Here is a 13346-nt window from a genome sequence, read left to right as displayed (position 1 = left end):
ATATTAAAATTATGTTAACATTCTAAATAATCTATATTCCATTCGGTATTCATGATACGATTTTGATATGGATCTGTTTCGAATAATTACGAGAAAAGGTGGGGGGATAGAATGAGAATTTTAATTGCGGGTGGAGATGGTTTTTGTGGCTGGCCGACAGCTCTTTACCTATCAAAGCAAGGACATAAGGTTTCCATTATTGATAACGGTGTAAGAAGAAGGATTGATAATGAACTACATTCCAATTCCCTGACACCTATCGCATCTTTAGAAGAAAGAGTAGCGAAGTGGGAAGAACTTACAGGCAGGAATATTCCAGTATACGAGGGAGATATGGTACATTATGACTTCCTCAAAGAAGTATTAAAAAGGGAAAAACCAGAAGCGATTGTTCATTTTGCTGAACAAAGATCTGCACCATATTCGATGATTGATAGAGACCATGCCGTATATACGCAGGAAAATAATGTGACGGGTACATTAAATGTATTGTTTGGCATTAAAGAAGTTGTACCGGATTGTCATTTAATTAAATTAGGAACATTAGGTGAGTACGGCACACCAAATATTGCAATTGAGGAAGGGTATATTGAAATTGAACATAAAGGAAGAAAGGATATTCTACCTTTTCCAAAACAACCTGGTTCGTTCTATCATTTATCCAAAGTACATGATAGTCACAATATCATGTTAACCTGTAAAATTTGGGGGATCCGTGCCACAGATCTGAATCAAGGTATCGTATATGGTTTAGAAACGGATGAAACAAAGCTGGATCCTGTATTAACTAATCGTTTGGATTATGATGGCGTCTTTGGAACAGCATTAAATCGATTCATCATTCAATCAACAGTTGGTTCTGATTTAACAGTCTATGGTAAAGGTGGACAAACGAGAGGTTTCCTGAATATTAAAGATACGATAAGATGTATTGAAATAGCAGCTGAAAATCCTGCTGATCAAGGAGAGTTCCGGGTATTTAATCAATTTACTGAGCAATTTACAGTAGCGGAATTAGCTGAAAAAGTTCAAAAGGTTGCTCGTGAAGAAGGATTTGACGTTAATATTGCTAATATAGAAAATCCAAGAGTAGAATTGGAAAATCATTTCTATCAGGCAGAAAATACAAAATTAAAAGATTTAGGACTTGAACCACATTTATTGACTGAAGATGTGATCAGAGAAATCCTTAGAGCAGTAATTAAGCATAAGGACCGTGTTATTGAAAGTAATATATTACCACAAGTCAAGTGGAAATAGGGATGATTATTGAAAACTAAAAAAGGGAACACTATTAGAAAAAGACACTGAGGATGAAGCACCAATGAAAATACTTATTATCACTGAAACCTTTTTGCCGTCCACAGATGGTGTTGTCACCCGATTAACGAATAGTATAAGCTATTTCCTGCTTGCTGGTCATCAGGTTAAAATTATCGCACCAGATTTGGGTGTATCTGAGTATAAGGGTGCAGAAATAATTGGTATGCCGGCTCGCAAACTATTTTTTTATCGATCCAAACCTTTTTCCTTGCCAAATAGAAAAGTAAAAGCAATTCTTAAACAATATCAGCCAGATATTGTGCACGTTGTAAATCCTGCATTGATTGGAGCGGCAGGAGTATATTATGCCAAAAGGCTAGACTACCCACTTGTTGCCTCATATCATACGCAGGTACCTAAGTATCTTGACTATTACCACTTATCCATGTTTAAAGGATTATTATGGTGGTATTTTCGTAAGCTGCATAGTCAAGCCACCCTGAATTTATGTACGTCTAATGTGGTTAAAGAAGAATTAGACAAACGGAACTTTTACAATGTTCATGTATGGAAACGCGGGGGGGTGGATACCACCCTTTTTCATCCGAGTAAATCAAATCAGGCAATGCGCAGCAGATTATCCAGTGGTGAGGTAACTAAAAGGCTTCTTTTATATGTCGGTAGATTAGCAGCAGAGAAAGAGATTGAGAAAATAAAGTCAGTCCTGGAAGAGTCTGATCAATTTGTTTTAGCGATTGTAGGTGATGGTCCACACCGTGCTGCACTGGAAAGACACTTTGAAGGGACTCCAACTGTTTTTACGGGCTTTATGCATGGTGAAGAATTAGCACAAGCATATGCATCAGCGGATGTTTTTATCTTCCCTTCTACCACAGAAACTCTAGGATTAGTGCTGATGGAAGCGATGGCTTCAGGATTGCCAATTGTTGCTGCCCAAAGTGGACCAACAAAAGAACAAATCCAGGATCAAACCAATGGATTATTGTATGATCCAAATCGTAAAGAAGTTTTATTCAAACTGTCTTGCGTTTTGAGGATGAAACATTACGGAGACGCTTGGCTAAAGCAGCCTGGCAGGAGATTAATCAAATGGGTTGGGATGAACAATCGAGGCAAGCACTGGATGTTTACAGTCAGGTAGCAGGTTTAATGAAGAATCGATCTGATAAAAAAATCGAACAGATCAAAGACTGAAGAGTAGAAGGGACATTATGAAGAATCATCCAAGAAAGAGTGGACGTTTTCAATTTATTCAGTTTAGTATAATTGGTGCCAGTAATGCATTAATAGATATTGGTACTTTAAATTTATTGTTGCTATTATTCCACTCAAATCAATCAACCGTTTTACTTTTGTTTAATACTATTTCCTATACGTTGGCAATTTTAAATAGTTATATATGGAATGCCAATATTACCTTCAAACGTACCTCTGAAGGTAGCACGTATCAGCGTTCTGCTTTTATCGTGCAGGCAATTGTTAGTCTAGTTATAAGTAATGTCGTCTTTATTGTAGCTCATTCATTGTTTATGATCATGGAAATGCCTGCATGGTGGAATTATAATATTGCAAAGGTATTAGCAATGGCATTATCATCCTTGGCTAGTTTTTTTATGGTGAAGTTCTTCGTCTTTAAAGATTATTAAAGGAGGTTGTTAATAATGGAATTTTACTTATCTGAAGGTGGCGTCCGCACGAAATTGCCGTACGGGGAACTTGATATTTCAGGAAATGAGGATTATGGTTTTCGCCCATTTCAACTTATGGTAGCATCTGTTGCTGGATGCAGTGCCTCTGTTTTTCGAAAAATATTAGACAAAAAACGAATCACTATTGATGATTTGGAGATATTCGCAGATGTAGAAAGGTCATCAGAGGAAGCAAATAAAATTACAGCTATCCATCTTCGCTATGCAGTAAAAGGCGTGGATTTAAAAAGAGATCAAATGGAAAAAAGCTTAGAGCTTGCAAGAAAAAATTGCTCTATGATCAGAACAATAGAAGATAGTGTTAAAATTACAGAAAAATTAGAAGTTATCAACCTAAGCAAATAATACGCATATTTTTCGCTCCTATTGTAAAACTAAGCTAAAAAGGAGCGAAATATATGGAGAAGCTAGGTCTTTCCGTGATTCTATCAATAATGATGTTAATGATCCCGCTAATTGCCCAATCAAAAGAAGGGATTCCAGATCATGCCGTTTCTATCGAACAGGACAACACGTATAAACAACTATCTGAGGAAGATCCAACAATTGAACCAAGTGAAGAAGTAAAAGCGCTGCTAGCAGATGCTAAAATTGAGATTGATAATCCAGCGTTAATTAAGCTATTAAATGAATCAACGTTCAGCTTCTCCTTTTGCTTTCGGGTATCGAGCTAAGGTGTTTCTCGGGCATTGGCCGTTAGCATATGATTCCGTTTCATCTGAAGTGAACTGGGATTTTCAAGTCGTTAATGTCAATGAAGTGAATAATGTAAATGGAGATAATAAGCAAGAGCTTTATTATTACCAGATCGAGGAAAAGCATGTAAAGGGTGCACTTACCGCTAAGGTTTCCCAATCCGATCAGATTAAACAAATGATATTACAAAAGGCCAGGTCCGAGCATGATCTGCCTCTAACCTTTCATGCCGTGGTAGGAAGGGAAACAAAATCAAGCAAAACCTATACAGTTCCAACAACGAAAATAGGGAGATTAACAGCAACGATCCCAGCAGTTAAAGATACAGGTAAAGTAACAATTGGCGAAGTCTATTTAGAATTAAAAGGTTCGAATAAGGAAATCGTTATTAAAAATGTTACCAAGCAGGATGTCGGCGCATATTTACCGATTGCTAATTATCTAACCTTCAAATTTGAAACAAAATAACCAATTAAAAGCATGCAATCTATTCTCTAGAGTGCATGCTTTTTCACTTGGAGTAGTAAAACTATACGCTAACTCGTAACTAACAAGGAAATCACTGTGTTGAAGCAAAAGATTTCCTTGTTAATCTAAACTCATGAGGAAATCCACTTGTCACAGTCTATAGATTTCTCCGTTAATTATTAATTAATTGACCAAAAAATTCTAGACAAGTATGGGAATTTCTATTAGCATGAGTAAGGAATAACGGAAAGGAGCGAAAATATGAATAATGAAGAGAAAATTAAACATCTCAGACAACAATTAGAACATTTTCTCACGCAGCTTGATCATTTAGATCCTGAACAAACATCCATTGAAGATGTCGATCAATTAATCGAAATGATAGAGAAGATGGAAATGGACCTTTAAGAAAAAATAAAAGGGAGAGAGAAACAAGATGGAATGGATCGTCGTAATATCGGTAATCGTTATGCTTGTTCTCAGTTTGCTGAAAGTTCATGTCATATTTGCAATCATTATCGCATCGATTGTGGCAGGACTAATGGCAGGCATGAATATTCAGGATACGATTACAATGTTAATTGAAGGAATGGGCGGACAAGCCAGTACAGCCCTTAGTTATATATTATTAGGTGTATTTGCTGCAATGATCAGTTATACAGGAATTACATCGCTATTAGTACGAGGGTTAATAAAGATATTGACTGGTAAGAAAACAATGTTGGTATTAGTGATTGCATTTATTGCTTCCCTTTCACAAAATATTGTGCCAGTACATATTGCTTTTATTCCAATATTAATTCCGCCATTATTAAAATTATTTGACCAAATGAAACTAGACAGACGCGCAGTTGCTACAGCTTTAACATTTGGTTTAAAAGCACCATACATTATGATTCCGTTGGGATATGGGTTAATTTTTCATCAGACGATTCAGGATGGTATGAGTAATAACGGAGTAACAATTACAATAGGAGAAATTGTGAATTCTTTATTATTCCCTGGATTAGGAATGATATTTGGCTTACTTGTTGCTGTTTTTATTACATATCGTAAACAACGCGAACCAAAACAATGGTTCCCGATTGATGGCATGAAGAATGAAAAGGAAGAGACAGAAATTACTTTTAACTATTCCCATGCTTTGACTATACTTGCCATTATCGCAGCATTAGTAGTTCAGCTTATCACAGAAAGCTTGGTTATTGGAGCACTAACAGGTGTAATTTTAATGGTCTTATTCTATGCAGTACCATTAAGAGAAGGTGATGCCTTTGTGCAAAAGGGTGTTGGGATGATGGGAACTATCGCATTTGTTATGCTTGTCGCTTCAGGGTTTGGTAATGTTTTGAAGGAAACAGGAGCTATCGACGCATTAGTACAATCCTCATCCGATATGTTGACAGGACATCAAGCAATCATAGCCTTTATTTTATTAGCGGTTGGTTTAGTTATCACGTTAGGAATTGGTTCTTCATTTGGTACGATTCCGATTATTGCAGCACTCTATGTGCCAATTTGTGTGGAGGCAGGCTTTTCACCAATGGCTATCGCAGTATTGATCGGAACTGCGGGTGCCTTAGGGGGATGCTGGATCACCTGCAAGTGATAGCACATTAGGACCATCTGCAGGTTTAAGTGCTGATGGAAAACACCATCATATTTGGGATACCTGTGTTCCTACTTTCTTACACTTCAATATACCGTTGTTTATCTTTGGCTGGATTGCCAGTATTTTATTATAAGCTGATAGTATAAGATCACCCTTTTGATTAAGAATAAAATAAAAAGGGTGATCATATGAAGAAAATACTTTTAGTGTTTTTCGTTTTTCTAATTATTGCTCCACTTGAAGTCGGAGCAAACAGTTACGGATGGGGGGGATATAAAAAAGGAATAAATAATCAACAGCCAGAAGTAGGAAAGTACCAGCAAATACTTGAGAAATACCGTAGCTTCTATTTGGATCCATCAGGTGATAAACATGTCTATCTCACCTTTGATAATGGATATGAAGCAGGATTTACAGAGCAAATACTGGATGTGTTAAAAGAAAAGAAAGTACCAGCTACTTTCTTTCTGACTGGTCATTATGTAGAGGATCAGCCAGATTTAGTTCGAAGAATGGTAGCAGATGGTCATATTATTGGCAATCATTCTGATGGACATCGTGATTTTACCAAGATTTCAAAAGAAGAATTTACTGATGATGTGACAACCCTGACAGATAAAATCAAGGTAGTAGATAAAAATATCCATGTTCAATATATTCGTCCGCCTAAAGGAACCTTTAATGAATCATCCTTATCATGGGCAAATGAGTTGGGCTACACCCATATCTTCTGGTCAGTAGCATTTGTTGACTGGAATCAGGGTTCCGAAAAGGGCTGGGAGCATGCATATAAGCAAGTGATGGATCAGATACATCCTGGTGCGATCGTGTTAATGCATACTGTTTCAAAAGATAATGCAGATGCTGTAGCACATTTGATTGATTCCTTAAGAGAACAAGGTTATCAATTAAAAAGCTTAGATGACCTCATGCTAAAACAATTATTACCAAAAGAAATAATCGGATTTAATAAAGAAGGCAAATAACCAAAAGCTCCGAACGAATTCGCATCGTTCGGAGTTTATTTTTGTTGTAATCTTTTTTAGATTGTCATACAAGCTCTATAAAGTAAATTTAAGGCTAATTAAAGGACTGTGTGTGGCCATACTTTATTCTTCATCCTCCAGGACATCGTAGGCCATATCAAATAGAGCTAGTTGACTATTCCGTAAAGGACCCGTTGTTTGATGCTTAATATGTGTATAGCTCCCATCAGGTGCCTGTACACGCATTTTTGCAGTGTCGTGTAATATTATTTCTAAAATAGATAAGATTCTAGCCTTAATTCGCCCCTCAAAAAGTGGAAACATTAGCTCCACACGCTTGACCATATTTCTAGTCATCAAATCGGCAGAGGATAAAAACACCTTCTCTTCACCATTATGATGAAAATAATAAATACGACTATGCTCTAGAAATCGCCCAACAATACTTGTGACATTGATGTTATCACTCACACGAGCAATACCTGGACGCAAGCAGCAAATTCCGCGAACAACCAAATCCACTTTAATACCTGCCTGGGAAGCTTCATAAAATTTTTCAATTAATGGCTTATCTGTTAAGGAATTCATTTTGGCGATAATTCGACCATTGCCATATCGTCGGTGAAACGCAATTTCATTATCAATATAGCCGATAATATCATTGCGGATATCAAACGGAGCCATCGATAAATGGTGGAAGGTCGGTTTTTCCGTATAGCCACTTAAATAATTAAAGAAATTGGTAGCATCAATTCCAAATTTTCTTTTAACGGTAAGATATGACATATCCGTATAGAATTTAGCTGTTTGATCATTGTAGTTCCCTGTACCCAGATGAACAATTCTTTCGATACCACGTTGGGTTTTTCGTACAACAAGAGTAATTTTGCTATGGGTTTTTAATGATATCATTCCATATATCACATGGCAGCCTGCTTTTTCTAATTTTTTTGCCCATTGCACATTGTTCTCTTCATCAAATCTTGCTTTTAACTCAACCAGAACTGTTACCTGTTTACCATTTTCGGCAGCTCGTTTTAAACCTTCAATAATTGGAGAATCCCCACTAACACGATACAGTGTTTGCTTAATTGCCAGCACATTTGGATCATCTGCAGCATCACGAATTAAATCAATGATTGGCTCAAAGGTTTCATAGGGATGATGCAAAAATATATCTCTTTTTCTTACGGCCTCAAAAACCGTTTCGTCTTCATGAATATCTTTGGCCGGCTGTGGAATAAGAGTTTCGTAAGTTAAATGCTCTTTGTCTTTCTTTACATAACTGTAGAAGTTATCTAGGAACGTAAGATCTAAAGGTCCGTTCATGATATATAAATCTTTTTTGTGTATTTCTAATACCTGAAGAAGAAAATCTACCATTTCAGGGTTGTAATCCTGGGCATCTACTTCTAAACGAACAGCGGCGCCCCCCCATTTTCTTCTTTTTAATTCTTTCTCTATTTCTTTTAGAAGATCTCGAGCACCTTCTTCGTGTATTGTCATATCGGCATTACGGGTAATTCGGAAGGTTGTAGTAGAAATAACATGATAGCCCTTAAAGAATTTATGGATAAAATAACTAATTAGATTCTCTAGCAATACAAATTGGTTTGATGCATCGACTTGAATGAAACGATCTAATAAGGATGGTACTTGTACTATTGCTGTTTTTACTCGCTCTTGCTCGTCATCGTATATATCCTCAAGCTGAATCGCCAAATTGATAGATTTATTTAATAACATAGGGAATGCTCGATAAGCATCAATCGCCATAGGTGTCAGGACAGGGAATATTTCTTCATCAAAATAATGTTCAAGCTGATCAATTTGAGAAGTGTTTAAATCATCCATAGATAAAATCTGAATATTTTCTTTTTGAAAAAGCGGAATAAGTTTTTTATATAGAGCATACTGTTGTTCCACTAAGTCGTGATTAAAGCTCGATATTTGTGACAATTGCTGTTTAGGTGTTAATCCTGACTTATTATCAGGACGGTTGAAACCTGCTTTAACTTGATCTTTTAGACCTGCAACTCGCACCATGAAAAACTCATCAAGATTTGACGAGAAAATAGCAATAAAACGTAATCTCTCCAATAATGGATTTGATTCATCATCAGCTTCTTCTAATACTCGTTTATTAAAATGAAGCCAACTGATCTCTCTATTATTATAATAAGTAGCGTAATCTAAATTACTCTGTTGTTTGATAGTTGACATCAATCATCATCCTTTATCACGGAGCTAGCTGTCTGTGAAACCACTATCGATAGAAGTTTCACTTTGTAGCCAATATCTATTATCTATCATAACGCTTTATAAACTTACTTTTGTTAAGAGAAAGTGAAATTTTGGTTAAGTTTAACTTTACATTTTAAAGTCTAAATCAATTTCTTTTTTGATTGCCTTTTCTAAATGCTTTTTTTGCTTTTCTGTTTGATATTCTTCGGGGGGGGTTGAATCCCCCTTGACATTTTATTGTAATAGTGAATTTGCTTTTGTGGTCATCACAACGAATTTCTTTTACGACCTGTCTTTTAGTAGCATCTAAACAATAACTGAATTTTAGCAATGCACCTAAATGACGTAATTTTTTTCTTTCATCCTTTAAAAACCAGGATTTAAATGGTTTAATAAATTGTTTAAAGGTCGTTTTATTTTTATAGGAAGCGATTAATGCAAGTCTGAGGCGATCCTTGTGTGTTAAGCCATCAATGGTGCGATTGGCTAATAAATAAAATGTATGCTGGGCACTTGACTCGGCATCAATATATTCCCCAAGATTACATAAATAACTTGCGCGTTTGAGCAATTGCCAATCCTTCTTATCCAAATGCATTAAACCATGCTCTTTTATATGGTCAAACAGCTGTCTTGTCAAATATTGAACATGGAGAATCTGCTTTGGATCCAAATTAAAGTCAGTAATTAACTCTTGCATACTATCCTCTAACACATTAGGAAAAAGGATAGATCCAACCTCCTTTGATAATTGCTCATAAAAGACGCCATCTCTTAATCCTTTACGACTTAAGATGAAGCTATCAGCCTGAACGACTTGATATAAACTATGAAAAACCTCAATCGCAGGAATAATAATATCTGCCCGGTCCTTGGAAAGACCTTCTACTTTTGAGAGTTTTTCAGGTTTAAGCGACATTAAATAATTGCTTATCTTTTTTATATCTGTATCATACATTTTGTATTGGTGTAAGCCGGCTAGGGGGGGATATTCTTTTAAGTTCTGATCGATTTGTACGAGATTTCGAGCACTTCCACCAATTGCGATTAATGGTATTTCTTTAGCTGTTAACCATGGTAAGCTTCGAAACTGTTCAGATAAGTACGTTTGTAAAGCTTTTATTTCATCCTCAGTGGGGGGGATATCGTTAGAAAAAAATTCCTTAAGTGTTAATGCACCGAAAGGAAAACTGTGCGCTTCCATTAACTCCCTGTTTTTAAAGTAGGTTACTTCTGTACTTCCTCCCCCAATATCTACCGTAATACCTGTTGAGATAGAGGTGGAGTTTACGACAGCAAGATAACCATAATAGGCTTCTTCCTGATCAGAAAGTGTACGTATTTTCATGCCTGTTTCTTTTTTTACTTGTTGGACCACATCTTTTTGATTGGCTGCTTGTCTGATCGTAGCAGTAGCAACACATACCATTTCTTCTAGTAAATAGGTCTCTGCTACACCCTGAAAACTTTTTAAGGTTGTCAGTAGCCGGTCAATACCAGCCTGTATTAGTTTGTTTTCATCGTCTAAAAAAGTTCGTAATCGTGCGGAGGCTTTTACGTTCTCTACTTCTTTTAATCTGCCGCCTTTTTCCCTTAAATAGATAACTAGTCGCATCGTGTTGGAACCAATATCAATAATGGCATAGTATTGTTTTTTCATCGAACCACCCTATTTTCTTGTAGTTAATTTTGTTTCATTATAACATAATAGAGGGTAAACTCTGAATAATGAAAGGAGTTATAGGAATGTGGCAAGAAAACATAACGTTAGACATGCCTTACGATTTTGATTATCTTATCTTTCGATTGGATATGGATGATTTAAATTACGTTAATATAGAGGAACGACGAGTCTGTGTGCCTTTACGAATTAATCAGGAAAAACATGTTGTAAAAGTAACGGCAATCGGTTCAACAGAACATCCTGAATTTATAATAGAAGGAGAGCATACATCTAGAAAAAAGGAATTATTAGCAATGATTGCAGATATTTTTGCATGGGAGCAGGACCTTGTGGTGGTTCAGGACTTTTTTGAAAAAACAGATTTGGCTGGATTATTTCAGGCATATTCTGCGACACCGTTAATTCGTGAATTTGATCCATTTAGTAATTTAGTAAAGACAATTATTCATCAGCAATTAAATATGGCATTTGCCCAGGTATTAACGTCACGCTTTGTAATGAAGTATGGCGAACAACTTGATGGCATATGGTTCTATCCTACCCCTGAAACAGTCGCAACCATTCCGTATCAGGAACTCCAGGAGCTTCAATTTAGTAAAAAAAAAGCGGAATATCTAATAGATACAGCTAAGCAAATTGTTGCAAATGAACTTGATTTAACATCATTTCATGATAAATCAGATGAAGAAGTGATGCGACAACTAATTAATATTCGTGGAATAGGGGGGGCATGGACCGCTCAAAATTGGCTGATGTTCTCTTTAGGCAGACAAGATTTATTTCCATCCAGTGATATTGGTATCCAAAATGCATTGAAGCTCTATTTAGGTTTAGCTAAAAAACCAACTGCCATAGAGCTGGAAGAATGGAATCAAAGTTGGAAACCATATCGATCTTATGCCGCTATGACATTATGGCGCAGTATTGAAGAACCTTAAGATGGTATGTTCGCCATTAATTGTCTATAGGTATTTGCTTGTTCTTTATCACCCTTTGCCTGGTAACACTTATAGAGATAGTTGATTGGTGCTGGATTATTCGGTGATAATTCCATTTCCCATTCAAAGCAGGTAATCGCTTGATCGTAAAGTTCAAGGTTATAATAAATTTCACCTAATGCTAACTGCTTGTCAGGATTGTCTGATAGTTGCTCCATTTTCTTTATTTTTTTGATAATCGGTAGTTCTGTATCGCTTAGTGATTCCAATATGTCTGGTAAAGATAGATGTTTGAGTAATTTTTTTATGGCTACATGCAAAACTTTATCTAATTGTGCGGAATCATTTTTAAAAGATGTTGTTAAGATACTAAGTAGTTGCTGATAGTTCTCGATTAGTTCATGAGAAGGAATCTGCTCTAGTGCCTCTTTTAACAGCTTTAAGTCGATATTGGACTGAGGGTTGTTAAGATAATAATTGAGAATTGCTGTATAACTATTAAGTTCTACGAGTTTCTTTATGATTTGCTCAGAATTTTGCTGTTCTTTTAATAGTAATTCCCATAATTGGACCTGGCCTTTTTCAGTTAACAGCTCTTTTGCTAAATTACTTAATTTAGTAAGATCGTCCATTTGCGAATCGTTGAGAAAGTAGAGACTGAGCTGATCAAATTTTCGGTTATCTATATGATATTGCTGTAATAACGGATTTATGCTAACTTTTGGAAAACCTTGTTCAAAAAAGACAGATTCTAAATAAAGAGGGTCAGACCATTTTTTTGTAAGTTGATCAATATCTTTATATTGGTCAGAAAATTTTTGAAAGTCAAAGTGATGGAGCATATCCTGAGCAAATTTGTCGTGGGGGGGACGAATCTGGACAAAATTGATTAAAATGCGAAATGCTTTGAAGACTTGGCCGTTTCGTCGATATTGATAGAATGTTTTTCTGCATAATGCCTGAATTTTCTTTTCATCAAGGAAATTATCAAACATAGCAAGGATATAAAGCATTTCTATATCATTATATTTATCTTGTAATTTAGTTACCATTTGGTTGTTTGTAGTAAGTCGAAAGCTTTTATCTCCGGAAAGTAACGCTTTAATTAAAGGATGATCACCTGAAAATGTGTAACCATTTGTGAGGGCTGTTCGCAAAAAGGATTGCAGACGAATCGAGGAAGTTTTTTTCGCATTAATAAAACGGTCCTTATAAAAAATAATACTATAATATTGATTCTGATTGTTCGTTGCCTCAATGATTTTTGCTTGTTTATAGATTATCAATTGCTGAATTTCAAGTGTTATTGTCTTTTTATTATTGGTCAACTGGATTGTTGTCATAATATAACAACTCCTTTACTTACGAATTATCTCCATTGTAGCACAGTTCAAAATAGCGTTAAAGTTCAAAGAAATATGTTGGAAATTCTTTTGGCGTGGCTTCTTATCGTTTCAAGGTTCAAAAAGATAGTTATGTAAATTCTTTGTAATGTTTTATCCCAAGTGATAAGCAACGATTGATTGCTATGTTATGATGAAGGAAAAGCGTACAAAGGGGGGATCATCGTGCTAAAAGAAATGTTCTGGATCGTCATTTTAGCTTTAACCATTGTATTGATTCCATTTGCGGCAGTGGCTGCCATTTGAAGAAAATAAGTTACCAGAGACAAAAATAATTGATGAAAGAAAAATCCAAACGATTTGTTATCGTTTGGATTTTTTT

At 35.8% G+C, this 13346-nt stretch carries 10 protein-coding genes and 3 pseudogenes; 9 read left to right on the top strand and 4 right to left on the bottom strand.

Annotated elements, in window-relative coordinates; translation table 11 throughout:
• The first annotated feature begins 111 nt into the window (after positions 1-111).
• The 8 genes and pseudogenes from JCM21714_RS16880 to pdaA all read left to right on the top strand — a co-directional run bounded on the left by JCM21714_RS16880 (position 112) and on the right by pdaA (position 6755).
• A complete protein-coding gene (locus tag JCM21714_RS16880; RefSeq protein WP_035726168.1) occupies positions 112-1260 on the top strand; it encodes an NAD-dependent epimerase/dehydratase family protein in 1149 nt (382 codons plus the stop codon).
• Positions 1261-1324: 64 nt separating this feature from the next.
• A complete protein-coding gene (locus tag JCM21714_RS16875) occupies positions 1325-2425 on the top strand; it encodes a glycosyltransferase family 4 protein (protein ID WP_235183009.1) in 1101 nt (366 codons plus the stop codon).
• 70 nt (positions 2426-2495) lie between these two features.
• Positions 2496-2930, top strand: a complete 435-nt coding sequence (locus tag JCM21714_RS16870; protein WP_035726165.1) for a GtrA family protein — start codon at positions 2496-2498, stop codon at positions 2928-2930.
• A gap of 15 nt (positions 2931-2945) precedes the next feature.
• Positions 2946-3338, top strand: a complete 393-nt coding sequence (locus JCM21714_RS16865; RefSeq protein ID WP_035726163.1) for an OsmC family protein — start codon at positions 2946-2948, stop codon at positions 3336-3338.
• Between the two features lie 53 nt (positions 3339-3391).
• A pseudogene (locus JCM21714_RS19605) lies at positions 3392-4157 on the top strand (YfkD family protein).
• Positions 4158-4418: 261 nt separating this feature from the next.
• Positions 4419-4565, top strand: coding sequence for an SE1561 family protein (locus tag JCM21714_RS20440; RefSeq protein WP_162833714.1), 147 nt, complete (start codon positions 4419-4421; stop codon positions 4563-4565).
• A gap of 28 nt (positions 4566-4593) precedes the next feature.
• Positions 4594-5902: pseudogene (locus JCM21714_RS16855) on the top strand (Na+/H+ antiporter family protein).
• Positions 5903-5957: 55 nt separating this feature from the next.
• Positions 5958-6755 (top strand): delta-lactam-biosynthetic de-N-acetylase, encoded by a 798-nt coding sequence (gene pdaA / locus JCM21714_RS16850; RefSeq protein ID WP_035726162.1) that lies wholly within the window; start codon positions 5958-5960, stop codon positions 6753-6755.
• Positions 6756-6878: 123 nt separating this feature from the next.
• On the opposite strand, the gene JCM21714_RS16845 is transcribed toward pdaA, so the two are convergent.
• Both JCM21714_RS16845 and JCM21714_RS16840 read right to left on the bottom strand, forming a co-directional pair.
• Positions 6879-8978, bottom strand: a complete 2100-nt coding sequence (locus JCM21714_RS16845) for an RNA degradosome polyphosphate kinase (RefSeq protein ID WP_035726159.1) — start codon at positions 8976-8978, stop codon at positions 6879-6881.
• A 147-nt stretch (positions 8979-9125) separates the two neighbouring features.
• A pseudogene (locus tag JCM21714_RS16840) lies at positions 9126-10659 on the bottom strand (Ppx/GppA phosphatase family protein).
• 86 nt (positions 10660-10745) lie between these two features.
• Here JCM21714_RS16840 and JCM21714_RS16835 point away from each other — a divergent pair.
• Entirely contained in the window at positions 10746-11621 is an 876-nt protein-coding gene (locus JCM21714_RS16835; RefSeq protein WP_035726157.1) for a DNA-3-methyladenine glycosylase family protein, read from the top strand.
• Here the strand turns inward: JCM21714_RS16835 and JCM21714_RS16830 are convergent.
• Entirely contained in the window at positions 11618-12964 is a 1347-nt protein-coding gene (locus tag JCM21714_RS16830; RefSeq protein WP_035726154.1) for a tetratricopeptide repeat protein, read from the bottom strand. The genes JCM21714_RS16835 and JCM21714_RS16830 overlap by 4 nt on opposite strands.
• 188 nt (positions 12965-13152) lie before the next feature.
• The coding region (locus tag JCM21714_RS22465; protein ID WP_235183007.1) for a hypothetical protein at positions 13153-13346 on the bottom strand (194 nt) is incomplete at its 5' end.

Origin of the sequence: Gracilibacillus boraciitolerans JCM 21714, from assembly GCF_000521485.1 — a bacterium.
Lineage (GTDB): Bacteria > Bacillota > Bacilli > Bacillales > Amphibacillaceae > Gracilibacillus > Gracilibacillus boraciitolerans.
Note: the sequence above shows the minus strand (reverse complement) of the source record. Positions and strands in the feature narration are given on the sequence as shown.

Excerpts from the sequence above, each read along its gene's own strand:
- JCM21714_RS16880 (WP_035726168.1), top strand. The coding sequence starts at position 112 with ATGAGAATTTTAATTGCGGGTGGAGATGGTTTTTGTGGCTGGCCGACA.
- JCM21714_RS16875 (WP_235183009.1), top strand. The coding sequence starts at position 1,325 with ATGAAAATACTTATTATCACTGAAACCTTTTTGCCGTCCACAGATGGT.
- JCM21714_RS16870 (WP_035726165.1), top strand. The coding sequence starts at position 2,496 with ATGAAGAATCATCCAAGAAAGAGTGGACGTTTTCAATTTATTCAGTTT.
- JCM21714_RS16865 (WP_035726163.1), top strand. The coding sequence starts at position 2,946 with ATGGAATTTTACTTATCTGAAGGTGGCGTCCGCACGAAATTGCCGTAC.
- JCM21714_RS20440 (WP_162833714.1), top strand. The coding sequence starts at position 4,419 with ATGAATAATGAAGAGAAAATTAAACATCTCAGACAACAATTAGAACAT.
- pdaA (WP_035726162.1), top strand. The coding sequence starts at position 5,958 with ATGAAGAAAATACTTTTAGTGTTTTTCGTTTTTCTAATTATTGCTCCA.
- JCM21714_RS16845 (WP_035726159.1), bottom strand. The coding sequence starts at position 8,978 with ATGTCAACTATCAAACAACAGAGTAATTTAGATTACGCTACTTATTAT.
- JCM21714_RS16835 (WP_035726157.1), top strand. The coding sequence starts at position 10,746 with ATGTGGCAAGAAAACATAACGTTAGACATGCCTTACGATTTTGATTAT.
- JCM21714_RS16830 (WP_035726154.1), bottom strand. The coding sequence starts at position 12,964 with ATGACAACAATCCAGTTGACCAATAATAAAAAGACAATAACACTTGAA.